At 72.7% G+C, this 25,795-nt stretch carries 19 protein-coding genes; 14 read left to right on the top strand and 5 right to left on the bottom strand.

Annotated features, from left to right (window positions below; translation table 11 throughout):
• Positions 1 to 27 precede the first annotated feature (27 nt).
• The 13 genes from ACWD4B_RS08035 (at position 28) to ACWD4B_RS07975 (ending at position 19,497) form a co-directional block, all read left to right on the top strand.
• A complete protein-coding gene (locus tag ACWD4B_RS08035; RefSeq protein ID WP_451419991.1) occupies positions 28 to 423 on the top strand; it encodes a hypothetical protein in 396 nt (131 codons plus the stop codon).
• The gene (locus ACWD4B_RS08030; protein ID WP_451419990.1) at positions 420 to 578 is read left to right on the top strand and encodes a DUF6760 family protein; all 159 of its coding nucleotides are present in this window, start codon (positions 420 to 422) and stop codon (positions 576 to 578) included. Before ACWD4B_RS08035 ends, ACWD4B_RS08030 begins: the two co-directional genes overlap by 4 nt.
• 1,502 nt (positions 579 to 2,080) lie before the next feature.
• The gene (locus ACWD4B_RS08025; protein WP_336410815.1) at positions 2,081 to 2,512 is read left to right on the top strand and encodes a phage tail protein; all 432 of its coding nucleotides are present in this window, start codon (positions 2,081 to 2,083) and stop codon (positions 2,510 to 2,512) included.
• A 16-nt stretch (positions 2,513 to 2,528) separates the two neighbouring features.
• Positions 2,529 to 3,251 carry a CIS tube protein gene (locus tag ACWD4B_RS08020; protein ID WP_451419989.1) on the top strand — a complete coding sequence of 241 codons (723 nt, stop codon included), beginning with the start codon at positions 2,529 to 2,531 and terminating at the stop codon, positions 3,249 to 3,251.
• Positions 3,248 to 5,047: a VgrG-related protein gene (locus ACWD4B_RS08015; protein ID WP_451419988.1), complete on the top strand. Its 1,800-nt coding sequence runs from the start codon at positions 3,248 to 3,250 to the stop codon at positions 5,045 to 5,047. Before ACWD4B_RS08020 ends, ACWD4B_RS08015 begins: the two co-directional genes overlap by 4 nt.
• Before the next feature lie 24 nt (positions 5,048 to 5,071).
• Positions 5,072 to 5,491, top strand: a complete 420-nt coding sequence (locus ACWD4B_RS08010; RefSeq protein WP_451419987.1) for a GPW/gp25 family protein — start codon at positions 5,072 to 5,074, stop codon at positions 5,489 to 5,491.
• Positions 5,484 to 7,595: a hypothetical protein gene (locus tag ACWD4B_RS08005; protein WP_451419986.1), complete on the top strand. Its 2,112-nt coding sequence runs from the start codon at positions 5,484 to 5,486 to the stop codon at positions 7,593 to 7,595. Before ACWD4B_RS08010 ends, ACWD4B_RS08005 begins: the two co-directional genes overlap by 8 nt.
• Before the next feature lie 36 nt (positions 7,596 to 7,631).
• A complete protein-coding gene (locus tag ACWD4B_RS08000) occupies positions 7,632 to 8,168 on the top strand; it encodes a phage tail protein (RefSeq protein WP_451419985.1) in 537 nt (178 codons plus the stop codon).
• Positions 8,165 to 11,413 (top strand): putative baseplate assembly protein, encoded by a 3,249-nt coding sequence (locus ACWD4B_RS07995; protein ID WP_451419984.1) that lies wholly within the window; start codon positions 8,165 to 8,167, stop codon positions 11,411 to 11,413. The genes ACWD4B_RS08000 and ACWD4B_RS07995 overlap by 4 nt, the downstream gene beginning before the upstream one ends.
• A complete protein-coding gene (locus tag ACWD4B_RS07990; protein WP_451419983.1) occupies positions 11,410 to 14,400 on the top strand; it encodes a beta-propeller fold lactonase family protein in 2,991 nt (996 codons plus the stop codon). The genes ACWD4B_RS07995 and ACWD4B_RS07990 overlap by 4 nt, the downstream gene beginning before the upstream one ends.
• A complete protein-coding gene (locus ACWD4B_RS07985; RefSeq protein WP_451419982.1) occupies positions 14,397 to 15,026 on the top strand; it encodes a DUF4255 domain-containing protein in 630 nt (209 codons plus the stop codon). Before ACWD4B_RS07990 ends, ACWD4B_RS07985 begins: the two co-directional genes overlap by 4 nt.
• Positions 15,023 to 17,143: an ATP-binding protein gene (locus tag ACWD4B_RS07980; protein ID WP_451419981.1), complete on the top strand. Its 2,121-nt coding sequence runs from the start codon at positions 15,023 to 15,025 to the stop codon at positions 17,141 to 17,143. The genes ACWD4B_RS07985 and ACWD4B_RS07980 overlap by 4 nt, the downstream gene beginning before the upstream one ends.
• A complete protein-coding gene (locus ACWD4B_RS07975) occupies positions 17,140 to 19,497 on the top strand; it encodes a hypothetical protein (RefSeq protein ID WP_451419980.1) in 2,358 nt (785 codons plus the stop codon). Before ACWD4B_RS07980 ends, ACWD4B_RS07975 begins: the two co-directional genes overlap by 4 nt.
• Before the next feature lie 23 nt (positions 19,498 to 19,520).
• On the opposite strand, the gene ACWD4B_RS07970 is transcribed toward ACWD4B_RS07975, so the two are convergent.
• From ACWD4B_RS07970 to ACWD4B_RS07950, 5 genes are all read right to left on the bottom strand, one after another.
• Positions 19,521 to 19,955, bottom strand: coding sequence for a hypothetical protein (locus ACWD4B_RS07970; protein WP_451419979.1), 435 nt, complete (start codon positions 19,953 to 19,955; stop codon positions 19,521 to 19,523).
• Positions 19,956 to 19,965: 10 nt separating this feature from the next.
• Positions 19,966 to 21,306 carry a phage tail sheath family protein gene (locus ACWD4B_RS07965; RefSeq protein ID WP_451419978.1) on the bottom strand — a complete coding sequence of 447 codons (1,341 nt, stop codon included), beginning with the start codon at positions 21,304 to 21,306 and terminating at the stop codon, positions 19,966 to 19,968.
• Positions 21,307 to 21,332: 26 nt separating this feature from the next.
• Entirely contained in the window at positions 21,333 to 21,773 is a 441-nt protein-coding gene (locus tag ACWD4B_RS07960; RefSeq protein ID WP_336410828.1) for a phage tail protein, read from the bottom strand.
• 45 nt (positions 21,774 to 21,818) lie between these two features.
• The gene (locus ACWD4B_RS07955; protein ID WP_451419977.1) at positions 21,819 to 23,186 is read right to left on the bottom strand and encodes a phage tail sheath family protein; all 1,368 of its coding nucleotides are present in this window, start codon (positions 23,184 to 23,186) and stop codon (positions 21,819 to 21,821) included.
• Positions 23,187 to 23,495: 309 nt separating this feature from the next.
• Complete coding sequence (locus ACWD4B_RS07950; protein ID WP_451419976.1) at positions 23,496 to 24,470, bottom strand: AraC-like ligand-binding domain-containing protein; 975 nt, start codon at positions 24,468 to 24,470, stop codon at positions 23,496 to 23,498.
• Positions 24,471 to 24,629: 159 nt separating this feature from the next.
• Here ACWD4B_RS07950 and ACWD4B_RS07945 point away from each other — a divergent pair, with 159 nt between their 5' ends.
• Positions 24,630 to 25,784 (top strand): alpha/beta fold hydrolase, encoded by a 1,155-nt coding sequence (locus ACWD4B_RS07945; protein WP_451419975.1) that lies wholly within the window; start codon positions 24,630 to 24,632, stop codon positions 25,782 to 25,784.
• Positions 25,785 to 25,795 lie beyond the last annotated feature (11 nt).

The raw sequence follows: 25,795 nt of genomic DNA, 5'->3' as shown, positions 1-25,795 counted from the left end.
GCTCCCGAAGGAGGAATCCGCCCCACCATGCCCGAGAACGGACCGGCGCTCCGCACCGCATACGACTTCGAACTCCCCAACGGCTACGTGGACGGCTCCGGAACCGTCCACCGCCACGGCTCCATGCGGCTCGCCACCGCCCGCGACGAACTGTCGCCCCTGATCGACCAGCGCGTCCGGGAGAACCCCGCCTACCTCGGCGTCGTCCTCCTCAGCCTGGTCATCACCCGGCTGGGTACGGTGACCGACATCCACGCCGGTGTCGTGGAACAGCTCTTCGCCCAGGACCTCGCCTACCTCCAGGACTTCTACCGGCGCATCAACGGCCTGGACTCCGGGCACGGCGCCGTCGCCTGCCCCTCCTGCGGGACCAGCTTCGCGCTGCCCTCGACGGCACCCGGCGGCCGCCTGGGGGAAGCATGACGCACCCGCCGCGCCGGCTCCGCGAGGAATCCGCCTGCATCGCCTACCACTTCCACTGGGCGTACGGGGACATCCTCGGCCTCCCGCACGAGGAACGGCGCGCATGGGTGCGCGAGATCGCCAGGCTCAACAGCGCGGCGGGAGGAGGCCGGTGAGCCTCGCGGGCGCGCTGAGGAGAGCGGGGTTGCGGCGTCACCGTCCCGCGCCCCCTCCTGTACCGCCGGCCCGGGCGGACTGGCGTGACGTGGCGCCCGTCGGGCTGCTGCACCTGCCGCTGCTGTCCACGAGCGGGCACGTCGCCTTCCGGGAAGGCCTCGCGGCCTGGCAGCCGGCGCCGCTCGTCACGGCCGGCACGCGGCTGCTGCCACGGGCGGTGCCGCTCGCCCTGGGGGCGGGAGTCCTCCGGGGTCTCCTCGCCCCGGAGTTGCCGGTGAGCACGGTGCGCGACGGGGTGTACGAGGCGTTACCCGAGGGGGTGCGACTGCCGGATCCGGCCGGCCTCCGGCCGGGCGCTGCGCACGCGCAGGAGGCGTACGAGATCCAGGAGGCGTACGAGATCCACGGCCCCCGGCCACCCGGTGCGCCGCGTGACGGCGAACAGCCCCTGGATCCTGGGCTCGTCGAGACGACGCTTCGCCGCCGCGTGAGCGAGGTCTCCGTCTCACCACCCGCCGACAGTAAGGGACACCGCCCGGTCCAGCCGGACCGGGGACCGGGCGTTCCCCTACGCCGTCCCGCACCGGCTCCGCCACCGCAGCGGCCGCCGGGCGGCCATGACCGGACCGGCGCCGCCCCGGGAACGACCGGCGGCCCCATCCGTCCTCAACGTCCACCGGACCCCGCCGACCCCTTGAGCTCCGCAACTCATGGCCATCGGAGGCGCGTTGAGCACCCCGGCCCCCTGAAGGGCCCCCGGCCACACGACGCGGACCTGCTCCCCGACGCTCCCGGACTCCCCTCCCCCGGCACGGACCGGTCCTTCATCTTTCCCTGGCTCCCTCTGCCCGGCACCACACCACCACGCACAGCGGAGCACCGCCCCGCAGAGAGCCCGCCTCGCGAGGCGGACCGGCCCGTCACGGACACGATCGTCCGCCGACGCCCCGACGACGGCGAGCGGCCCATCGGGACCCCGGGCCGGCACGAAAGCCCCGCGCCCGGGCCGAGTCCAGTCACCGACCCCACACCACCGTCACCCGCACCGCCGTCACCCGCACCATTCCCGCGGCAAGCGCCCCCGCACCGCCTCCGCGTCGGCGAACCGGTTGCTCAAGTACCGGCAACCGCCCGGCCCTTGGCGATCCCACCGCCCGCCACCGGGCGTACCGGACCACCACCCGCCCCGGGCCGGACCGGGCCGCCACCCGGTCCGGCCAAAGCCGCCGCCACCCCCGCCGAGGTCCCCGCGAACGCACCCCCGGCCGCCCCGGCCGCCTCCCCCGCGGCGCCGCCCGGGCCCCCGGCCGCCCCGGACATCCCCGCCCTCGCCCGGGAAGTCGCCCGCCGGCACGCCGGGCTCCTGGCCGAGGCCGTGCTCCCGCCCCCCGGGCCGGCACCGCTGACGTGGCCGCCGCAGCCCCAGCCGCCGCCGGACGGCGGCAGATGGGGATCGTCCGTACCGCGATGAGGCTCCCGACCACCCACGGAGTGCCCGCCCATGGCCGACCAGCCGTTCGCCGTCAGTTCCCATTTCCAGCTCTCCATCGGCACCCACGCCCTCGGTTCCTTCACCTCGTGCGACGGGCTCGGCTGTGCCATGGAGGTCGAGGAGCGGGTCGAGGGCGGCACGAACGGGCACGTGTGGCAGCTGCCGACGCGGCTGCGCTACACCAACGTCGTGCTCGGCAGACCGCTGTCGCAGGACACCGTGCTCGTCTGGGCCTGGATGCAGCAGCAGATGATCGAGCCGGTGCGGCTGCCCGGGCAGCTCGTGGCACTGGGACCGGACCGGCGGCCGCTGGTGCGGTGGCTGCTGGACGGGGTGCTGCCGGTGCGCTGGAGCGGGCCGACGTTCGACGTCGACCAGTCGCAACCGGCCCGCGAGACCTTGGAGATCGCCCACAACGGGTTCCTCGGGATCACCGTCTGACGTCGGAAAGGACCGTATGGCGTTCGAGTTCCCGGGCGGCGCACCGGTGCGTGCCGCCCTCGTGATCCACGACCCGCCGACCGGGGCGAGCAGTACCCCGGGGCCCGAACGCGACCGGGTACGGCTGCAGTTCAACCCGGACCGGATCCAGGTCGGCAAGCAGGCCCGCTGGGACCGCAGCCGGTCGCCGTCCAACGGGCAGGCGGCGCGGGCCCAGTTCGTGGGCGCACAGCCGCGCACCATGACGCTGGAGGTCTTCCTCGACGCCCACGGCACCCGGGAGGGCGTCCAGGAGCGGGTCGAGAAGCTGCTCGGCTGTTGCGCCCCGACCGCGCGCAGCACTACGGCGAAGCCCGCCTCGGCGCCCTGGGTGCGGCTGGAGTGGGGGCATGCCCGCACGACCGCCTTCCTGGCCCTGGTGACTCAGGTCGACGCGTCCTACACCCGGTTCGGTCATGACGGGACGCCTCTGCGTGCCGTGTGCACGGTCTCGTTGGAGGAGGCCGGCGGATCGGTTCCGCGGCAGAACCCGACGTCGGGCGGGGACGGTCCGGTGGACACCCATCTCGTGGTGGCGGGTGACAGCCTGGCCGGGGTGGCCTGGCAGGCGTACGGCGATCCGGGGCGGTGGCGGGAGATCGCCCGGGCGAACGGCCTCGACGACCCGGCCCGGATCCCGCTGGGCATCGTGCTCGTCCTGCCGGTGCTGCAGGAGCAGGCCGCGGGGGGTGCGGGATGACGGAGCGGCTGTACGCGGCGGAGCCGGTCCTCGTCTTCGGGTCCCCGCTGCGGGAGGAGTGGGCCGATCAGCTCGTCGAGGCGTCCGTGGACACGGCGTTGGGCCTGCCGGCGCGCGCCTCCTTGCGGTTCCGGGATCCCGCCCACCGGCTGCCGGCCGCCGCCGGGATCGCCGTGGGGGTCCCGCTGACCGTGTCGGTGGCCGCAGCGCGCCGCCGGACCCGGCTGGAGATCTTCGACGGCGAGGTCACCGCGCTGGAGACCGAGGTGGATGCCGACGGGAGCTTCACGACCGTACGGGCCATGGACCGGGGGCACCGGCTGATGCGCGGGCGGCGGGTGACGGCCTACGTCGAGTCCACCGTGGCCGAGGTCGCCGGACAGGCCGCGGGCCGCCACGGCCTGAAGGCCGGCCGGATCGACGCGGAGCGCACCCGCATCGCGCACCTGGCCCAACCCAACCTGACGGACTGGGAGTTGCTGAGCCACCTCGCCGACCAGCGCGGGCTGCGCCTGTCGGTCGAGGGCAGCGCCGTTCACATGAGGCGCCCGGCCGCGGCGGACAAGGCGCCCGCGCCCGGTACGGGGGCGGACCGCAGCCCGTTCGTCCTGGAGTACGGGGAGAACCTGCTGGCGCTGCGCGCCTCGGTGTCGTCCGAGGGCCAGGTCGCCGGAGTGGAGGTGCGCGGCTGGGACCCGGCGGGCAAGGCCGCGTTGTCGGTGCGGGCCGGTGCGGGCGAGAGTGCGCGGCTGCGGCTGGGCGTCACACCCGCGCAGCTCGGCGCGGCGTTCCCCGGCCCGGCGCCGGACCTGCTCGTCGGCGGCCGGGGCTGCGACACCGCCCCGCAAGTCGACGCGGTGGCCCGTGCGTTGGCGGAGGAGGCGGCTGCCGCGATGGCGGCGCTGTCGGCCGAGGCCGTGGGCACTCCCGAGCTCGCCGCGGGGCTGCCGGTGACCCTGGCCGGCGTGGGCGAGCCCTTCGCCGGCAAGTACACGGTCACCGCCTGCCGTCATGTCTTCGACGGCGACCACGGCTTCCGGACCCGGGTGCAGGTGGGCCCGCTGCCCCCGCCCGTCGTGCCGTATCCGCCTCCGTTGTGCGCGCTGGGCGTCGCGGTGGGCACGGTCACCGACATCAAGGAACCGGGCCAGGGCGAGCGCGGTGCCGTGCGGCTGCGCCTGCCGTGGCTGTCGCAGGACTACGTGACCGACTGGGTCCGGACCGTGCAGTGGGGAGGCACCGGCGGCGGCGGGGTGTTCGCCCCGGAGGCCGGGGACGAGGTGCTCGTCGGCTTCGAGCACGGACGCCTGGACCGGCCGTACGTCCTGGGCGGCCTCTACAACGGCATCGACGCCCCCACGGACCCCGGCCTGCCGCTGGTCGACCCGGGCACCGGCCGCCTCAACCGGCGCACGCTGGCGTCCCGTTCGGGGGACCGGCTCGAACTGCTCAGCGCCGCCGACGGCCCCCAGGGCGTCCGGCTCCGGACGGGCGACGGGAAGCTCACCGCCCACCTCGACCGCAAGGACGGCACCCTCGTCCTCACCGCGGGCGAGGGCGGGACGACGCTGCGGGTCACGCTGGACGCCCGCGGCGACGGCACCCTCACCGTCGATGCGGGCCCGGGCGGCAGCCTGGTCCTCACGGCGGGCACGGTCTCCGTCACGGCCGACGACAGCAAGGGGGGCGGCGACCTCACGCTCAAGGGCGCCACCGTCACCGTCGAGAGCGCCGGGGAACTCAAGCTCGACGGAGCGCGCACCAGCATCACCGGCAACACCGTCGACATCAACTGACCCCGTACGGGCGGGAGGACGAGCGTGGACATCGTCGGAGCGGGGTGGGCGTTCCCCGCCGTCATCACCGGCACCGGGCGCGTCGGCCTGGCGAGCGGCAGCCAGGACGTGGAACAGGCCCTGCGCATCATCCTGTCCACCGCACCCGGCGAGCGGCCGATGCGGCCGGAGTTCGGCTGCGGCATCCACCACCTGGTCTTCGACCCGCTCGACGCGACGACCGTGGCCCGCGCCGACACGGAGGTGCGCCGGGCGCTCGACCGCTGGGAACCACGGATCGAGGTGGACGATCTGCTGTTCAGCACGGATGCGGCGGATGCTGCAGATGCGGCGGACACGGGAGTGCTCTACATCGACATCCGCTACCGGCTGCGCGCCACCAACGAACCCCGCAACCTCGTCTTCCCCTTCTACACCCTGCCCGGAGACTCCCCCAGTGAGTGACCTCCCCGTACCCGACCTGGACGACCTGCGGTTCCAGCCCCTGGTGGACGCCGCCAAACGCGCCCTGCCGCAGCGCGTCCCCGAGTGGACCGACCACAACGTCTCCGACCCCGGCATCACCCTCATCGAGGCCTGCGCCGAGCGGACCGACCAACTGCTCTACCGCATCGACCGCATGACCACCCGGCAGCGCTCCGCCCTGCTGCGCCTCATGGGCATCACGCCCCTTCCCGCATCGCCCTCGCGGATCGTGGTCGTCTTCACCCGGACCGACGGTTCCACCGGGCGACGCGAGATCCCGGCGCACACCGAGGTGCGGACCGAGGGCGCGGAGCCGGTCGTGCTGGCGACCACCGAAGCACTCGTCCTCGCGGAGGGGCAGTCGAGCGGGACGGTGGAGGCCGTGGAGCGGCCCGTTGCGGTCACCGAGGTGCTGGGCGTCGCCGACGGGCTGCCCGCCGGCCGCTTCCCCACCGCACACCGCCCCTGGGGGCCCAACACCCCCGTCGCGGAACCGCCGTTCGGCCCGCCGCTCGTCGTCCGGGTCGGGGACGCCGTGTGGCCGGCGGTGCACACCTTCGCCGAGGCGGGACCCGACAGCCCGGTGTACTGGTGGGACGACGCCTCGTGCGAGGTGGTCTTCGGGCCGCTCGTCCCCGTCGAGGGCGGGCCCGGGCAGCAGCACGGGAAGGTGCCGCCGGAGGGCGCGCGGATCAGTGCGCAGTACGCCGTCCACCGCGGCCGCCGGGGTGCCGTCCAGGCCGGCACGGCCTTGACGGTGACCGCGCAGACCGGGCTGGGCGCCGCCGTGGACCGCGTCGTCACGCCGCCCGAGGACGCGGAGGACTGGCAGCAGGCGCTCGACCGCGCGGGCCTGGACCTGGCGCCGCTGCGCCGCGCGGTCACCGCCGCCGACCACGAGCAGCTGATCGGGGAACACGTGCCGGGGCTGGCCCGTGTCCGCGTCACCGCGCTCACCCGTCCCACCGACTCGCGCGTGCCGACCGCCCTGCAGGCACCACCCCGACCGTCCGACATCCTCACCTGCCTCGTCACCGCCCGGGCTCCGCAACGCGCCGTGCACTACTACGACGACGGCGGGATCATCACCGCGCTCTCCCTGCCCCTGCACCACCAGGACAAGACCTTCGACGACGACGCCCCACAGCCTGTGAAGGCCGCGGGGCGCCTCGACGCCATGATCCGCACCGGCGAGGACGCACCCCGGCTGTGGTTCTACGGGAAGATGTGCCTGTGGGACGACGGGGAACCGCGCACTATTGCGGAGGAATTCCCCTCCCTGCCCGAGGAGTTCACGTCGGACCTCGACGCGGTCGCCCTGCTCGCCGACCCCCGCACCGACGACGCGTACGAACTGTTCTTCTTCAAGGGCGAGACCTTCTACCACCGCACCTACACCTACTCCCACACCGACCGGGCGTTCGTGCCGCAGAAGGACAGCCGCGGCGTGACCTCCCTCGTCTCGGAGGCGTTTCCCGGTCTCTCCCCCCAGTGCCAGCAATCCCCGGACGCCGTCGTGGTGTTCGACGACGTGTTCTTCTTCCTGAAGGGCGCACGGACCGAACCCGCGCTGTGGCGCCGCGAGGACGACCCGCTCCACGTCCTCCTGGTCCCCCGCTGTACCGGGGACCCCGAAGAGCGGCCGCCCGACGACGCCTTCGACATCCCTCACGACACGCTCACCGCGGTGAAGAACGTCGTCGACGCCTCCCGCCTGCTCGGTGAACGCCTGCTCGTCGGAGAACCCCGCTACCACCCGTTCCACATCGCCGCGACCGTGCACCCCTGGAGCAGCGCGCCGGCGGACGTCGGCCGGGCGAAGGAGGCCGCCGAGCGGGCCTTGCGGCGCTTCTTCCACCCCACGGCCGGCGGGCCGGACGGGCGAGGGTGGCCGTGGGGCAGACGGGTCCATGCCGGCGACGTCTTCACCGTGCTGGAGACGGTCCGCGAGCACCGGGGCACGACCGCCGTGGCCCTGTACGAGGGCGCAGGCGGCGGGGCCGTGCCGTCCATCGAGGTCTCGGACGGCGGTCTGGTCCTCCTGGGCGACGTGGACATCGCCGTGGACACCACCGACGGCTGACACCGGCCGTATCCGCATCGCACGAGAGGACCGCGCATGCCGCCTTCCCCCGCACGCCCGCTCCCCCTGCCCGCCGTCTACGGCCGCGACACGGTGGCACAGGCGTTCGCGGCCGCGATCGGCGAGACCCTGGCGCCCGTCGAGGAGCACGTCGACGACCTCGACGCGGTGCTCGACCCCTGGCGCGCGCCCCCCGCCTTCCTGGACTGGCTGATCGCGATCACCGGCGCCCGGGTGGAGCCGGGCTGGGACGAGGTCCGGCGGCGCAAGGCCATCGACCTCGCGCCCCGGCTGGCCGCACACCGCGGGACGCTGTACGGACTGCGGCTGGAGGCCCGGGAGATCCTCGGCTGGACGGACCAGTCGCTCGTCATCGACGACCCGGGCCTCGACCCCGCACCCGGCTCCGGGCGCATGCTCACCGTCACCCTGACCGCCCCCGCCGGGGAGGACCAGCGGGCGCTGGAGAGCCGCCTGACGCGGCTGGTGGCGGCGCACTGCCCGGCCCATCTGCCGTTCAAGGTCGTCGTCACGCTCTCCCAGCCCCCTGACGGAAGGTCACCGCAAGGATGAGTCGGCAGACACCCGAGTACGACGGGCGCACCCGCGACGAGGTGGTCGCCACCGCCGTCGCCGCCGTGCACCGGCAGGTGCGGACCTGGACCGGCCGGGACCTGACGGACCCCGGGCGGGGCCTGATCGAGACATGCGCCGACATGGTCACGGCCCTGCGCGACCGGCTCAATCAGGCTCCCGACCAGCGTCGGTTGCAGGTGCTGCGCCTCCTGGGCGTCCGGCCGTACCGGCCCGCGCCCGCGCAGACCGAGGCCGTCTTCCGACTCGCCGCGCCCTCGCCCGAACCGGTGGTCGTACCCGTCGGCCAGGAGGTGGCCACGCGTCCTCCGGGGGACGAAGAGCCGGTCGTCTTCAGCACGTTGACGGATGCGGTGCTCAACCCGTGCGTCCTGTTCGCGGCCGGGGACTTCGCGGAGGCGCGGGTGGCGGACGGCACCCTGGAGGGGCGGCTCACCGATTTCGTTTCGGGGGAGGCCGTGGAACCGGGTACGTCCGCCGCGGGCGGGCCGGCCTTCCGGCTCAACCTGCCGTATCTCGGCGACCTCCCCCTCCCCGGGGACGCTCCGGCGGGCTCCGGGCCGCGCGACTCCCCCTACGCCCTGCTCGTCCTCTCGGTGCCGGTGCCCGGCACCCGCGTGACGCTGGACGTCCGATTGAGCCCGGCGCCGCCGCCGAACGACGCCGGAATCACGAAGGGTTCCTGGGAGGCCTGGCAGGGCACGCACTGGAGCGGCTGCCGGATCCTCGCCGACACCGTGACCGCCCCGGGCAGTCCGGGCAAGGTCACCCTCGACCTGCCCCCGGCGCACGCACCGGCCCAGCTGGTGCTCCAACGGCCGGACGGCCAGGGCGGGTTCTTCCTCCAGCGGCTGCGGGACGTCGGACTGCTCCGCTACCGCACGGACGCCGGCGGGAACGCCCTGCAGCAGGTCGCGCTCGACCCGGTCCTCGCCGTCCCCGTCCCGGTCGTCCAGGCGCGGCTGGTGCGCGACGAGACACTGGGGACGGCCACGGGCATCCCCGGCGAACGGCTCCGCTTCGCCCATCCGCCGATGCCCCGCAGCACGGACCCGCTCGTCGTGGACGCCGTCCTCGACGGCCGCACGGCCCAGTGGACGTACGTCGCCTCCCTCGCCGGATCGGGGCCCGACGACCGGCACTTCACCCTGGACCCCCGCACCGGGGAAGCCGTCTTCGCCCCCGCCGTCGCCGGCGCCCTCGGGCTGCGCCGGCACGGGGCGCCGCTGCCGGCGGGCGCGGTCGTCCGCATCCGGCGCTACCTGACCGGCGGCGGCGCCCGCGGCAACGTGCCCGCCCGTACCCTCACCGTGCTCCGCACCCCGCTGCCGTACGTCTCCTCGGTGACCAACCCCGCTCCCGCCGTGGGCGGTACGGAGGGCGAGAGCGCCCTCGCCTGTTCCGAACGCCGCCCGCTGGGCGCCCCGGTGCCCGAACGGGCCGTCGTCCCGGCCGACTACGAGCAGCTCGCACTGGCCGCGTCGGCGGGCATGGCCCGCATCCACCACGTCCGCGACGTGCCGCACCAAGCGCTCGACCCGGCCCGCAACTACCTGCCCTGGGTTCCGGCGAAGACCGATGTCGGCTTCACCCTGGCCGCGGACGTACCGAAGGCCGCCGAGGGGACCGAGGTGACGACGGAGGACGGGAAGACCGTCTTCACCACCACGCGGGACGCCGAACGCCTGCCGCCCGACGCCGCCGGTGCGGCACCTCTGCGGCTCACCGACGGGGTCACGGCCGCCGTCGACATGTTCACCGCGGGCAACTACGAGGCGCCCGGCGTATTTTCCGGACCGTTCAGGGGTGGCGGCGTGCTGGTCCTCGCCCTGGTGGAGATCAAGAACACCCACGATCCGCGCCACTTGATGCTCTGGGTGACGGCCGACGGCAAACGGACGGCGCAGGACCGCATCGCGGTCTCGGTGTTCGCACCGAGGAAGGAGACGCCGTGGTGGGACACCTCCGCCCCGCTCGCGTATGCCTCGGCACCCGCGCAAACGTTTACGGTGAAGGGCGACGCGAGCGTCGCCGCCCACCCCGTCCCTCTCGGCTCGTCGGCGCGCTGGCAGGCCGCCGTCGAGGACGGCGCGTTCGCCACGACGGCCCAGGACGCCGTCGCCCGGCTGGGGACCAAGTTCCCGACGGAGCCCGCCGCATGCTGGATCGCCGTCCAGATCCTCGACCCCAAGGGCACGGACGGCACGAGGTACACCGTCTACGCCGACTCCGGCAGCACCGAGGCCGTCCCCGCCCTCCAGTACGAGCAACACGACCGGGGCAAGGGGCCGTTCACGTCCACGGGCGAGCCGGGCCAGGTCTTCCCCCTGCTCCACGCCCCGGTGTACGGGTCGCTGCCCACGGTCCGCGTCGGCCCGGACGACTGGGTCACCGTCACCTCCTTCGAGCAGTCCGGCGAGGACGACCCGCACGTGGTGATCAACGCCAGCACCGGCCAGGTCCACTTCGGCCCCAAGGTGACGGGCGGCCCCTCCGGCACCCGGCAATACGGCAGGATCCCGCCCAAGGACGCGGCCATCACGGCGCAGGGCACCTACCGGACCACCCTCGGCGCCTCGGCGAACGACATCGCTCCAGGCAAGATCTGCCGGTTGAAGACACCGGACCCGCACATCGTCGGTGTGCGCAACACCTCCCCGTCGCACGACGGCAAGAACGGCTACACCGACACCAGCGGCGGCAGCACCCGGGCCGGCGTGACGCTGATGGTCGTGCCGTTCGTCACCACGGACGAACGGGGCTGGTTCCCGTACCACATGCTCACACCCACCGCGGACGCCTGCGACACGCTGCGCCGCGCCCTGCGGGCCTGCCAGCCCGAGGGCGTCCCGGTGTGGCTGGTGAAGCCCGTCTACCACGGCATCCGCTTCGAAGCCCGCATCGTGCCCGCGGACTACCGCACCGCCGACGAACGCGCCGAGCTGCGCGCCGCCGCGGAACGCGCCCTCTACCGGTACTTCAGCCCTGTCGGCGGCGGGCCTGACGGCACCGGCTGGCCGCTGGGGCGTCCGGTGTACGCGGGTGAGGCGTTCCGCGTCCTGGAAGGCGTGCCCGGCGTGGGCCGGGTCGCCACGGCCGAGATGGTCCCGGTCGATCCGGAGACCGGCAGGGCCTCGGCTCCTGTCGCCCGGATCGACTGCGGGCCGGGCGAGACCGTCTACTCCGTCGAACACCGCATCACCGTTGCGGAGGTGCCCTCGTGAGCGAACCCGACAACGACCACGGCAGCGCGGCGGCCCGGCTGGCGGCCCCGGCTTGGGGGGCGGACGACCTCGTCGTGGCCGACCTCACCGCGCCGGAGCACCCCGAGGTCCATGTCACGGGGGTGGAGAGCAACCCCCGTGCTGTTGCCGTGAGTTCGGACGGAACCCGGGCCTACACCGCGAACCATGATGCCGGGACGCTGTCCGTCGTGGATCTGAGCACGTCCGTCGCCACCGTGCTGCGGTCCGTTCCGGCCGGCAAGAACCCGTGCGCCGTGGTCGCCGGACTGGCCGGCGACCGGGTCTGCGTGGCCGACTGGGCGGGCCACCAGGTCACGGTGTTCGACAAGGACGGGCTCTCACCCGTCCCGGTCCCCGTCGGTGCCGGCCCTTGCGCACTGGCGGCGGCCCCGGGCGGGCAGGCGCGGTACGTCTGTGTCGTCAACGAGACGGACACCACGGTGTCGGTGGTCGACGTGAGTGTGCCCGGTTCGCCGTCGGTGACGGCGCCGGTCCCGGTGCCCGGGGTCACCCGGGCGATCGCGGTGGCGGGGGGAGGACGGTTCGCGTACGTCGCGAGCCGGGGCGAGGGCACGGGCGACGGGCGGGTGACGGTGCTCGACCTCGACGCGGAAGGCGCGTTGGTGGGCGAGCCGGTGCCCGTGGGGGCCGAGCCGCGTGCCCTGGCGCTCAGTGCCGATGGCAAGCGTCTCTGCGTGGCCGCCTACGGTTCGGCGTCGGTGTCCGTCGCCCAAGTGGACCCGGCCACCGGGCATGTGAGGGCCCCGGAGCCCGTTCCCGTGGAACCGCATCCGGTCGCCGTGGCCTTCACCCCGGACGGCAGCCTGATCCTCGCCGTGAGCCAGACGTCGGGCCGTCTCACCGCCATCCGCACGGACACCCTCGTCCCCACGACCCTCGACGAGCCGGTGGGGGCGGTCCCGTCAGGCGTGACACTCGGCCCGGACGGCCGTCTCGCGTACGTCATCGACCAGGCCGCCGGCACGCTCGTCACCGTGCGCACCGCCCCTCATCGGACAGGGGAGGTCGGCACCGGCCCGGGGTCGCGGCCGGTCAACGTCGCCGTGTCGTCGGACGGTTCATGGGCCTATGCCGCCGACGCGGCCTCGGACAAGGTGGCGGTGCTCGATCTCGGCAGTCTCACGCCGGGCACGCCCGTCTCCCTCGGTGGCGGACACAAGCCGTGGGACGTCGCCATCGCGCGCGACCGCAGCTTCGCGTGCGCGACCAGCCCGGGCACGGCCGCCCTCCTCGTCCTCACCCCGGCCCAGGAGGACGTCCTCACCGACGGCGGCGCGGTGACGGTGACCGCCGTCGCGCTGGCCCCGGGCGCCGATCCGCACGGCGTCGCCATCACCCCGGACGGCCACTACGCGGTGACCGCGGACTCCGGCACGGCGACGGTCTCCCTCGTCGACCCCAAGGGCGGCAGGTACACGATCGCGGCGGACGTCGTGGGCTGCCAACAGCCCACCGGAGCCGCGCTGTCCAAGGACGGCACGACTCTCTACGTGGCCGACTTCGCCCGCACCGGGGAGAACCAGCAGGGCGGCCAGATCGCCATCCTGACCCGCACCGGGCCGGGGACCTGGCAGCGGCGGACAGTCGTCGACGCGGCGACCGGACGTCTCTCGGGCCCCCACGAACTGGCAGTGTCGGCCGACGGATTGCGCCTCTGCGTCGCCAACTACCAGAACAGAACGGTCTCCGTCCTCCAACGCGCCACGACGAGCGACGCCTGGAGCTTCCACATGGCCGTGACCAAGTCGCCGACGGCTCTGCGGTATCCCTACGGGCTCGCCCTGACGCCCGACGGCAACACCCTCTACGTCTCCAATGCCACCAACAACAACGCCACGGTGGAGGTCTTCGACATCTCGGGGACCCAGGCGACGCACCAACGGACGATCAGTGTCGAGAACGGCAACCAGACCCCTCCCGGGCTCGCACTCTCCCCGGACGGCCAGTACCTGTACGCGGCGGTGTCGAAGGCCTGGGCGCCCGACGACGCACCCCTGGGCACGGTGTACGGGATCCAACTGTCCTGGGGCGGCAACGCCATGACGGTCGTCGCGACCGCCCCTGCCGCATACACCGACCGGCCCAACGGGCTCGCCTGCCGGGACAACCAGACCCTGTACGTGGTCAACCAGGGACGCAAGGCCGATCCCGCGCGCAACGCGTGCCTCGCCGTGATCACCCTCGACGCATCGCGCCTCGCGGTGCAGAAGACCGAACAACAGGCCCTCGACAAGGACGACGTGCCGTACTCGATCGCCGTCGCCGAGGACGGCACCTGCTGCATCGCCAACTCCGAGAGCGGGACCGTCACCGTCTTCACCTCCAAGGTGACCCCCGTCAAGGTGGGCGAACCGGCCACCTCCCGGCCATGGGACGTCGACGTCACCGACGACGGCGTCTACGCCTGCGTTTCCGATCGCAATGCCGCAACCGTCCACTGCGTACGCCTCGCCGACCACACGGTGATCCCCGTCACCGTGGGCACGGACCCCATGGGCGTGGCCTGCGCCCCGGGCGGCGCTCGCGCCTATGCGGCGAACCACGGGGACGACAGCATCGCCGTGATCGACCTGAACGGAGCCGGGGGCAGGCCCGAGGTGATCGCCACATGGCGGCACGCGCTCATCACCAAACCCGAGTCCGTGTCGGTCTCGGCCGACGGCACCTGGCTCTTCGTGACCACCGAGAACAGCGGAGCCGTCCTGATGCTCGACACCGCGACCGGAACCCCCCGCTTCACCGTCCCTGCCGGCCAGGCGCTCGCCGCAAGCGCACCGGATCCGCGCACCGCAACGCCCCTGGTGTACCTCGCCGACATGACGGGCGCCGTCGTGTCCGTCGTGAACACCACGGCGCTCGGCCGCGTCGGCGCCACAGCGGCAGCACTCGACCTGCGACAGGCCGTCGTCGTCCCGACCGCCGCCCGGACGGAGGCCGACCGGTGATCCAACTCGTCGACGGCGCGCTGGAGTCCCGCGTACGGCAGGACATGACCTGCCTGCCGCCCGAATTCACGGTCACCTTCCAGCCCCCGGGCCGCGATGCCGGGCTCGGCGAGACCACCGGCTCCGAGGCGGTCGGTCTCTACCTCTACGACATCCGCGAGGACCTGGACCGGCGCCAGACCGGCGCCGTCTACCAGTACGCAGGCCCCCCGGTCGGCATCCCCGAACTGCCGTTGCTGAAGCGGGCCCAGTTCGATCCGCCCCGCTACGCCCGGCTCTCCTACCTCGTCGCCGCCTGGGCGCCGGACGCCCTCATCGCCCACACCATGCTCGGCGACCTCCTCGTCGGCTTCGCCCGCAGCCCGCGGTTCCCCGTACAACTTCCCCCGGAACTGCGGGAGATGGACCTCTCCGCACTCCTGGACGTGGGACACCCACCGAGCGAGGACCGCGCTCTCACCGAGCTGTGGAGCGCGGTCGGGCACACCCTCGTGCCCACCCTCAACGTGACAGTGACGATCCCCCTGTTGTCGTTCGTCCCGCAGTCGTACACCGACTGGGTGACCAAGGACCCGGTCGTCAACGAGCACATCATCGACGAGCCGGTGGAGGGGGGCCGGGAGTGACCGCTCCGGCAACGGGAACCACCCGAGCGGCTGTGCCCGCGGCCGCGGACTGGCTCCTGGCCCGGCTGGCCGTCGTCGAGGTCAGGGTGCGCCGGGCCATCGCCCTGCGCACCGGCGAGGACCCCGAGGACCCGCCGGATCTCCGGGAGTTCGCCTGCGACCCGTTCCAGGGGCTGTACGTCTCCGACGAGATGGCCCCGCGCCTCCTGGACGCGCCGGCCGGCCCGCTGCCGCCCGCCGCCTCCGAGGACGCCCTGGCCGCAGTCGTCCGCGCCCGCGAGGACACGGCCGCGGCCGCGGGAGCCGCACCGCCCCTGCGGCGCCTCGCTGAGGAGTTCGGCCTGGACGAACGCGCCGTGGAGGTCCTGCTGATCGCGCTCGCGCCCGACGTCGACGCCCGGTTCGAGCGCTGCTACGGCTACCTCAACGACGACGTCACCTGCCGCCATGCCACCATCGGGCTCGCCCTCGGCCTCTGCGGTCTCCCGGCCGCCTCCGCGACCGCCCGCCGCCTGTTCTCGGCCGACGCGCCCCTGCGGTCCGGCGGACTCCTGGAACTCCTCGACGTCTCGCGGCCGTATCCGACGCGGGGACTGCGCGTCCCCGACCGGGTCACCGCGCACCTGCTGGGCGACGACGGTGCCCCGGCCCCGGCCGCCGTGCCGCCGCTGGGCGACGGCCCGTTGGCCCGGACCGTGGACCGGCTCGTCCGGCTGCTCGCGCACCCCTGGCCCCTCCACCTGCGCGACAGCGGTGACGGCACCGCCGACACCGCGGCCCGGGCAGCCCTGGCTGCAGCGGGATGGCCCGCCCTCCACCTGGACCTCGCCGCGCTCGACCACGAACCGCACCCGGCCGGGTCCGTGCGGGCAGCGCTGCTCGAAGCCCGGCTGCGCGGCCGCGGGTTGATCGCCGGGCCCGTCGGCTCCCCCGACACCCGGCGCGTACGCGACCTTCTCGCCCCGCTCGCCGATGCACCGGTCCCTCTCGTCCTCACCGGAAGCAGTCCGTGGGACGCCCGCTGGACGGACACGCCCCCGGTGCTGGCCGAGTGCCCTCCCCTCACGCAGGCCGAGCGCACCGCGCTGTGGCGGCACGAACTGCGCACCCGCGCCGCGTCCTTGTCGGGGGTCGACGAGGCCACGGCCGCCGGTGCCCGGTACCGGGCCGGGCCGGCCCGCATCCGTGCCATGGCCACGGCCGCCTGCCGACAGGCGGCCGCGCAGGGCGTGGACGTGGACGCGGACGTCGTCCGCGACGTGGCCCGCTGCTGGCACGGCAGCGCACTGGAGCGCCTCGCCCGGCCCGTACGTCCCTCCGTCACCTGGGACGACCTGGTGCTGCCCGAGCGGACGCACGAGCAACTGCGTGACATCGTCCGGCGCGTGCGCCACCGCGACCGGGTCCTCGGCGAGTGGCGGATGCGGCCGGGCGGGGGGCGCGGGCACGGCGTGAGCGCGCTGTTCAGCGGCGGATCCGGGACCGGCAAGACCCTGGCGGCCGAGGTGGTGGCCGCGGGCCTCGGTCTCGACCTGTACGTCGTCGACCTGGCCACCGTCGTCGACAAGTACATCGGGGAGACCGAGAAGCACCTGGAGCAGATCTTCGCCGCGGCCGACGCGGACGAGGCGGTCCTCCTCTTCGACGAGGCCGACGCCGTCTTCGGCAGGCGCACCGCCACCCAGGACGCCCACGACCGCTACGCCAACACCGGGACCTCCTACCTGCTGCAACGTCTGGAGTCCTTCGCCGGTCTGGCCCTGCTGACCACCAACATGCACGCCAACATCGACCCGGCGTTCCTGCGCCGTCTCGACCTCGTCGTCCACTTCCCCGCCCCGGACGAGACCCGGCGCCAGGCGCTGTGGGACCGCTGCCTGGGACCCGCCGTGCCCCGGGCCGAGGACATCGACCGGGCCGGACTGGCCTCCCTCGCCTCGGCCTTCGACCTGACCGGCGGCGCCATCCGCTGCTGCGCCGTCACCGCCGCCTACCGCGCCGCCGACGACGGCCGCCCGCTGGCCATGGCGGATCTGCTGGCGGCCGTCCGCGAGGAGTACGCCAAACTCGGCCGCTACGTGGACGAGTCCGCCTTCCCTCCGGAGGTACGGCCATGAGCCCCGGCCCACTGCCCGCGCCGACCACCACCACCGGCCCGGAACCGGCCGCTCCGGCGCCCGCACCGCCCGTCCCCGAGCCGGCAGCGGACACGGCCACGACGGCCACGACACTCACCGAGCGGCTGCGCAGCCTGCAGCAGGAGGCCGGCAACGCCGCGACCGCACGGGCCCTCGCCGGACCGGCCCGACAGGGCGCCGCCGCGCCGCCGTTCGGCCACCGCCGCCTCCTGGCCTCGCCGGGCTGGCACCAGGCGGCCGAGCTGTACGAGCAGCGGCTCGGTGCAGCTCTGGCCACTGCGCCCGAGGTCCGCCGTGCCGCCCGGACCGCCGTGCTGCGACTGTACGAGGTCCTCAGCCGGGGGTTCAGTCCGGAGGCGGCCGCGGGCGCGTTCGTCCAGGACGACCCGCACAGTGCCGGCCAGGTGGGCACCGCAGGCGACCCCGAGGCGCGGCTCCTGCAGTGGACCGCACCGGACTCGTCCGCCGGCGTCCGCGAACTGGTCACCGCCTTCTACAACGCCGCGTACTACAAGTACGGCCCCCAGCCCCGGCCGCACCCCGACGAGCGCGCGGTGTCGCTCAAGACCCTCCTGCACCGCATCGTCCTCGGCGGGGACCTGCACCTGGCCCGCGAACTCGGCCTGGACACCGAGGGATTGACCGCCCAGCACGCGTATCTGACCGGACACGCCCGTGCCGTCCTCGCCCGCCTCCCCCACGACGTGCGGCGGCTGTTCGACGAGGACGTCTTCGCCCTGGGGAACCTGACGATCCAGCAGGGCGCGGGCACCGCTCTCTCGATGGGGCGCAGCCAGCGCGGCCGTTCGGAGCGCCCGGACCAGGACACCGCACCCGGCAAGCGGACCCTGCGCGACTACCGCGACCTGGGCGTGCCGTTGAGCGCGGCCGAGACCGCCCACGCCCGGCGCAGCACTGCTCCGCTGTCCGTCGAGGGCGTCACGGACGACCTCGCCCCGGCCCGGCACGAGGTCGCCGCCGAGGACGTGTGGAAGGCGATGACCGAACCGGGCGAGGAGGGGCCCGAGTTCCCCCTGCCGTGGGCCCCGGGGCAGGCCGTCTTCGCCATGAGCGCCAAGGACGACTGGTACCGCAAGCACCACGGGCGCGGCGCGCCCCTGGTGGCGGGCATCTCGGGCACGACCACGCGCATGCTCGGCGCGTTCCGCTGGCTGCGGGTCGTACCGGGCTCCGGCGGCTCGGAGCTGTCGGAGCGGGAGTTCTTCCTCGCCGTCGCCGCGTGGATGCTCACCGGCCGCGACCACTCGCTGTACGAGATCCTGCGCGGCGCCAAGGCCGCGGGCCTGCCCGGCCTGGCGGGCCTCACGGCCTCCTCGAAGGACGTGCCGCGGATGTACCGGGACTTCGACGCGTTCACCCGGGACGTCCTGCCGTCGGCCGCCCTGCCAGAGCTGCCGTACGCCGCGCTGTACGAGGAGAAGGCGCGCGCCGCGCCCGCGCACGGGGGCCTGGTGACCATGGACGACCGGACACTGACCACGGCGCGCCGCACCCGCCGGGCCCTGCTCGCGCGGCAGCCGCGCGCCGAACTGACCGACTGGCTGGCGGGGCAGGGGCTTTCGGGCTCGGAGGCGGACACCGAGCGCGCCCGGCTGGGGGCCGAGTTGCGGCTTCCTTACCTGCTCGCGCTGGCGGAGTACACCGGCGGCAACCACCAGCTCGTCAACCGCGTCCTGTCCATGCCGTCGGCCTTGGCGACGACGGGCGTGCACCGGCTCGTCGACGAGATGATCTCGCTGTTCACCGAGGGGCAGACGGTCGAAGTGCCGTACGCCACCTGGCGCGACGCGGAACTCCAGCGTCTGATCGACGCCTACCGGGCGCCGGGACTCGACGACGCGGAGCGCAGGGAGCGCCTGGAGCCCGTCCGCAAACGCATGCACGCTCTTGCGGACACCCTGCGGGCGGAGGCCAAGACCCATGCCGACATGCTCACGGAGGCTCTGGGCAAACTGCCGCCGGTTCGGGGCGTGGTGTACCGGGCGGGCTGGGAGCTGCTGTCCCGGAAGCGGATCACGTTCGACGAGTTCACCAGTACCAGCCGCGAACAGAAGGAGGCGGAGAAGTTCCTGCCGCTCCAGCATCCGCCCGCCGGGGGCCGCCGGGTGCTGTACTGCCTGGAACTGACCGGCCACAGCGGCCGGGACATCGCCTTCTTCTCCCGGGAGCCGGACGAGAAGGAGGTGTTGCTGCTGCCGAAGGCGGCCTTCACGGTCGACATGCGCAGTCGCGGCCTGGGCACGGAGGTCGGCGGCCGGCACCTGGAGTACGACTTCGTCTGGGCGACGGAGGCCGTGGGAGCCGCGGGCTGACCGCGGCTCCCACGGCCTCCGGCCTACCCGGCCGTCACCGGGCGCGTGCGGGGGCAGGTGAGGATTGCCGATCCCCGGTACTCGGACACGGGGTCCATGCCGCCGGCTTGATTGCTCGCCTTGGCCTCCACAGTGAAGACCACTTCGAGGGGACCCCCGTCGACGACGACTTCCGTCGTACCGTTGCCCGTCCTCGCGTACTTGGCGCGGTCCTCGGCCGGAACCTTCAGCTGGACCCGGACGGTTCCGGGCATCAGGAAGGCCGGCGTCGAGTAGGGGGCGGGAGGGATGACCATCGACTCGATGTCTTCCGGTACGCAGGCAGGCAGGCCTTCGATCCGGAATCCCGCCGTGCCCCGCGGGATGGGTATCGGGGGCGGCGGGACGAGCGTTGCCGGAGGCGTCAGGGCCGGCAGGAGGGTGATGGTGTCGCCCTGCCTCACGATGACCTTCTGCACGGGCGCCGCCTCAGCTGCTCTTGCCGGGCTGGCCGGCGATCTGGGTGATGGTGAAGTGGACGAACTCGGCCGGCCGCACCGGCGCAACACCGATGTCGCAGATCACCTGACCGGCGTCGATCGTCTCCGGCAGGTTGTTCGTCCGGTCGCAGATGACATAGAACGCCTCATCCGGCGTACGGCCCAGTAGCGCCCCCTGACGCCACTGATCCGTCAGGAAGCTCACCACCGAGTGGCGCAACGTCGCCCACAGACGATCGTCATTGGGCTCGAACACCGCCCACGTACTCGACTGACGAATCGAATCGGACAGGAACGAGACCAACCGCCGCACGTTGAGGTACCGCCAGTCCCTACTGCTCGACCGCGTCCGCGCACCCCACACCAACAAACCCCGCCCCGGGAAGACCCGGAGGCAGTTGACGCCCTTGTCGTTGAGTGCCCCGTTCTGGTCGTCGGTCAGGAGCGTGGGGATGCTGAGCACCCCGCGCAGGTTCTGGTTGGCCGGAGCCTTGAACACACCGCGTTCGCTGTCCGTACGGGCCCACACGCCCGCCAGATGCCCCGACGGAGGCACCGTGCGCCGCACCCCGTCCACCCCTGGGACCTCGACCCACGGGTAGTACAACGCCGTGAACGCCGCATCGTCCGAATCCGGCGAGGCGAGCGTGCCGACGAAATCCTCGAGTGGCTTGACGAGTTGGCCCGGAGGTGCGTCGACAAGCGCGAGCCGGTTGCGCAGTTGGGTGCAGTGCGCGAGCACCTTGTCGATGAGCATCTTGCCGGTCGGCAGCACCGGGGGCGGCGGGGTGGCCGCATCGGTCGCGGCCACGGTCATGTCCCAGAGGCTGGGCACCGCCACCATGGTGACTTCCGGCACCGTCTCCAGACCGCCCAGTCCCGTCCGGGCCTCGGGGTCTCCCCCGAGGGCCGTGTCGGTCACCACTGTGTCCGGGTTCAGGAAGCCGACGACGTAGCAGGACGTGCCGCCGTTGGCGAAGAACCCGTACACCGCCTCGGCGAGCGTGAAGCACCGCTGGAGCACCTGGATCTTCTTGAGGTCACCGGAGGCGAGGGTGTTGTCCTTCTGCTTCTTCAGCAGGGCGGCCAGTTCGTCGCCCAGCTCCTTGATGCTGTAGCGGTCGACGAACTCCTGCCACCCGTTGATCGGTTGGGGAATTATGCGCTGGTCGGCGGGGAACGGCGGGTTCGGCCGTTCCGGGGGCGCGACGTCGGACAGCTTGGTGTATCCGAGGAAGGCGGGCGTCGAGGTGCCCACCCCGACGATCATGCGGACGCCGCTGGACCTCTCGGTGACGTAGACGCCCGGGGGCTTCGGGTTCGTTGCCATCGCTGCTGCTCCTTCCGGCTACTCGGCTACTCGACGGAGATGTCCTCGTAGGTGACCGTCACCTGTTCCGTCGCGGTACCGGAGTTGGCCGCCCCGAGCTGCGGGCCCTCCCAGCGGGAGGCCCAGGCGTTGGTGAGGTGGATGCGGCGCACGGTCTGCTTCTGCGCGTCCTTCAAGGCGATGGTGATGTTCTGACGAGCGCCGTCCAGGTCGGCGTTGACCAGTGTGGCCTTGATCCAGTCGGTGAACGCGGTGCTCTTGTCCATGCCGCGGGTGATCGTGATCTCGCCGGTCTTCCGCGCGCCCGGCTGTTTGCGGACGATCAGCTCGCCGGTCGCGGACACCTGGCGGGTCTCGACCACGTCCTGTTCCAGGGTCAGTCCGGAGACGTCCTGGACGGTCTCGACCTGGAACTTGCCCAGTTCGATGGCGAAGGTGTTGCTGCTGAAGGTGTCACCGGTCAACACGTGCGTGGCCTCCCTGAATGCTCACCTGACTGCTCACCTGACTGCTCAGCTGCTCTGGCCGGGCTGGCCGGCGATCTGGGTGATGGTGAAGTGGACGAACTCGGCCGGCCGCACCGGCGCGACACCGATATCGCAGATCACCTGACCGGCATCGATCGTCTCCGACGTGTTGTTCGTCCGGTCACAGATGACATAGAACGCCTCATCCGGCGTACGCCCCAACAACGCACCCTGACGCCACTGATCCGTCAGAAAACTCACCACCGAGTGCCGCAACGTCGCCCACAGACGATCGTCATTGGGCTCGAACACCGCCCACGTACTCGACTGACGAATCGAATCGGACAGGAACGAGACCAGCCGACGCACGTTGAGGTACTTCCAGTCCCTACTGCTCGACCGCGTCCGCGCACCCCACACCAACAAACCCCGCCCCGGGAAGACCCGGAGGCAGTTGACGCCCTTGTCGTTCAGCTCGCCATGCCGCTGATCGGTGAGTCGGACGGGCAGCGCCAGGACGCCGCGCAGGTTCTGGTTGGCAGGAGCCTTGAACACACCGCGCTCGGTGTCCGTACGGGCCCACACCCCGGCCAGATGCCCGGACGGCGGCACCGTGCGCTGCACCCCGTCCACCCCCGGGACCTCGACCCACGGGTAGTACAACGCCGTGAACGCCGCATCGTCCGAATCCGGCGAGGCCAGCCGCGTCAGGAACTCCGGCACGTCGGCCGGTACGGTGCCGGGCGGAGGCTCGCAGAGGGTGAGCCGGTTGCGCATGTCGGCGCAGTGAGCGACCACCTTGCCGAGGATCGCCGCACCGATCTCGGCTGTCGTGCCCCGGCTCCACAGATCCGGCACCGCGACCATGGTCACGTCCGGGACACTCTTCAGCCCGGCAAGACCGGTGCGCTTGTCGGGATCGCCCTCGACCTCTTTCTCGAGGTCCTTGGCGGCGGGGTCGAGCCGGAGAACGTAGCAGGAACTTCCTCCGTTGGCGAAGAAGCCGTAGACGGCTTCGTGCAGGCTCACGCTACGAGCCTCGTCGAAGCACTGGACCAGAAAGACCAGTTCACTCTGACGATGCCGCAGGGAGGCTTCCTTCTCCCCCGCCGCGATCCACAACTGGTACTCGTCGGGGAAGGCCGGCTTCACCTTGGCCACCGCGGCTTCCGCCGCCTGCCGGTCATCTGCGCTGACGCTTTCACCGGTCCAGTCGGCCGTCTGCACTTCGACGAGCTTGGCGAATTCCGGTTCGGTGACGGGCGGATGCTCGCCGGTGGTGGACTTCTGCCGGAGGCCCTCCTCCCGTTCCCCGAGTTCCGCTTCCGCGCCCTCGATGGCCTCGATCAGTCTCTCCAGCTCACGCGCCAGCTCTTCCGGCCCCATCGGCGACCGGAAGTGGAACTTGTCCACGAACTCGGACCAACTACCCACCAGCGTAGGAGGCGTCGACGGCTCAAAGCCTCCGACGGTGTAGCCAAGGAACGCAGGTGTGGACGTACCCGCTCCAGTGATGGTCCGGACGCCGCTCGGGCGCTCCGTGACGAACACTCCGGGTGCCAAGGGACGAGCAGCCATGCCCAGTTTGCCCCTCTCTTCGGGAATGCGTATGTTCAGCGAACCAGCCTCCCGGACATCGCGCACGCAAAGAAGGGAAGCTACGTCAGTTGTCGTAGCAGCGCGGCCTCCCACCCGGTGTGAACAAGCCATCTGCCTACGGGTTCAGCGTCCGGTGCCGTGGGCGGCCCGGTAGTCGCTGGGGCTCAGGCCGTGGGCCGCCTTGAAGGCGCGGCTGAAGTGAGCGGGGTCCATGAACCCCCAACGGGCCGCCGTCGACGCCACGGTGCGGCCGGCCGCGTACGGGCCGGCCAGGTCGCGCCGGCAGCCCTCCAGCCGGCGCTGCCTGATCCAGGCCGTGATCGTCGTCCGTTCCTCGGAGAAGAGCTTCTGCAGGTAGCGCAGGGACACGTGGTGCGCCTTCGCGATCTGCTCCGGGGACAGATCCGGATCGGCCAAGTTCTGGTCGATGTAGGCGCGAACGCGCAGGAGCGTGGTGCGACGGACTGCTTGCCGGTCGTCGTCACTCGGCTGTGGCCGCCGCTCGGCGAACAGGGTGGCGAGCAGGTCACCGGTGGTCCGGGAGAGACTGTCCGCGCTGTCCGCATAGTCGCGGGAGTGTCCGGCCAGGCGGGTGAGGAACGGGGCGACCAGAGCCCCGACCCCTTCGGACGCGGAAAAGCGAGTCGCCGTCACCTCTCCGGTCCTGCTGCTGTCCAGGTGGGCGAGGCGGTGGGGAAGCATGAACTCCAGCATCGAGAAGTCCCCGCGGCACACGAGCGTGTAGGGCCGCGTGGAGTCGTAGCAGGCGATGTCCCCGGATCTCAGCACGGTCTCGCGGCCGTCCTGGCGGACCACCGCGCTGCCGCGCCGGACCAGTCCCACGAGCAGGTACTCGGCATCCGAGCGGGCGATCAGCCGCGGCGTCCGGTCGACGCGACTCGGATCGGCCGACACCGCGGCGAAGTGGACCGCGGCGAGCCGGCCGGCCGTGAGCTCTCCGCGGAACGGCTCGTCCTGGAGCGGCTCGACGTGGACAGGCACGAAGCTGTCGCACACGACGTCCTGCCAGAAGGCGCGCCGCTCCGCCGGTGCATGGTCCTGCGTCCGCAGGAGAAGGGTCGTGGCTCGCCCGTTCACTTCTGTCACATGGCTGGGCAACACGGCGGGCCGACGGCGGATTCCCGTGCGCGTATTCCCGTGCGCGTACCGACAAGTGGGCGTGCGCCCGAGGACAAGCCGGCCGCGCTCGCACCGGGCACGGTGGAACGCATCAACCACCCGGACAGGAGATCACGCATGCCTTTCGCACCGGTCAACGGTCAGCAGCTCTACTTCGAGGACACCGAGGGCGACGGGCCCGTGGTCGTCTTCAGCCATGGCAACCTCATGGACCACCGGATGTGGGCTCCCCAAGTCGAAGCGCTGCGCGGCGAGTTCCGTTGCGTGGTGTGGGACGAGCGCCTGCACGGCCGTACCGAGGACGACGGCGCCCCGTACACCTACTGGGACTCCGCCGACGACCTGCTGGGCCTGCTCGACCACCTCGGCATCGAGCGGGCCGCCCTGGTCGGCCACTCCCAGGGCGGGTTCCTGTCGCTTCGCGCTGCGCTGCGCGCGCCCGAACGGGTCGGGGCCCTGGCCCTGATCGACACCGCGGCGGTGGCCTGGCCGCGGGAGGCCCTGGCCCAGATGGGCGGTATCAGCGACGGCTTCCGCGTCGGCGGCCCGGATGCGGTGGCCCCTCTCCTTCTCGGCATGCTGCTCGGCAAGCCCGAGATCCACGGGGACTGGCTGCGCGCGTGGCACGAGCAGCCCCGGGAGCGGCAGGCCGATGCGGTGGCCGTGCTCATGGGCGTCGACGACATCACCGCCCGCCTCGGGGAGATCGCTCAGCCGACCCTGATCGTGCACGGCGAGGCCGACCGGCCGGTCCCGCTGCCGCTGGGGCAGATGCTCCACGACCGCCTGCCCGGGGCCGTGGACCTGGTGGTGGTGCCGGACGCGGGACACACCCCGAGCCTGACCCATCCCGACCGGGTCAACGGCCCGTTGGCCGCCTTCCTCCACCACCCGACTCCGCCGCTCACGGATCCCGCACTGCTGCCCGTTGCCTTCCAGGACGCGCTCAATGCCCACGATGCCGAGCGGGTGCTGGCGCTGTACGCGGACGACGCGACAATGCGCACCGTCACCGGCGAGGTGATCAGCGGCAGGACCGCGCTGCGGGAGGAGGTCGAGCAGACGATTGCCGCCGACCCCCGGATCGCCAACACCACCCGTCACATCCTGGTCGGCGACGGTACCGCTCTGGTGATCGTCGACTGGAGCCTTCAGGTGACGGCACCGGACGGCAACCGCGTCACCGCGTCGGGCACCACCGCGAACGTGGCCCGCCGCAGCGCCGACGGCACCTGGCGCTTCACCGTCCTCAATCCGGCCGGCACTGCTTGACCCACTGGTGC

This window comes from Streptomyces sp. NPDC002536 (assembly GCF_053594995.1).
The sequence above is the reverse complement of the archived record's forward strand: the minus strand, read 5'-3'. Positions and strand labels throughout refer to the sequence as shown.

Coding starts and splice junctions, on each gene's coding strand:
- ACWD4B_RS07975 (WP_451419980.1), top strand. CDS start 17,140: ATGAGCCCCGGCCCACTGCCCGCGCCGACCACCACCACCGGCCCGGAA.
- ACWD4B_RS08015 (WP_451419988.1), top strand. CDS start 3,248: ATGACGGAGCGGCTGTACGCGGCGGAGCCGGTCCTCGTCTTCGGGTCC.
- ACWD4B_RS08030 (WP_451419990.1), top strand. CDS start 420: ATGACGCACCCGCCGCGCCGGCTCCGCGAGGAATCCGCCTGCATCGCC.
- ACWD4B_RS08035 (WP_451419991.1), top strand. CDS start 28: ATGCCCGAGAACGGACCGGCGCTCCGCACCGCATACGACTTCGAACTC.
- ACWD4B_RS07995 (WP_451419984.1), top strand. CDS start 8,165: ATGAGTCGGCAGACACCCGAGTACGACGGGCGCACCCGCGACGAGGTG.
- ACWD4B_RS08020 (WP_451419989.1), top strand. CDS start 2,529: ATGGCGTTCGAGTTCCCGGGCGGCGCACCGGTGCGTGCCGCCCTCGTG.
- ACWD4B_RS07945 (WP_451419975.1), top strand. CDS start 24,630: ATGCCTTTCGCACCGGTCAACGGTCAGCAGCTCTACTTCGAGGACACC.
- ACWD4B_RS07965 (WP_451419978.1), bottom strand. CDS start 21,306: ATGGCAACGAACCCGAAGCCCCCGGGCGTCTACGTCACCGAGAGGTCC.
- ACWD4B_RS08000 (WP_451419985.1), top strand. CDS start 7,632: ATGCCGCCTTCCCCCGCACGCCCGCTCCCCCTGCCCGCCGTCTACGGC.
- ACWD4B_RS08025 (WP_336410815.1), top strand. CDS start 2,081: ATGGCCGACCAGCCGTTCGCCGTCAGTTCCCATTTCCAGCTCTCCATC.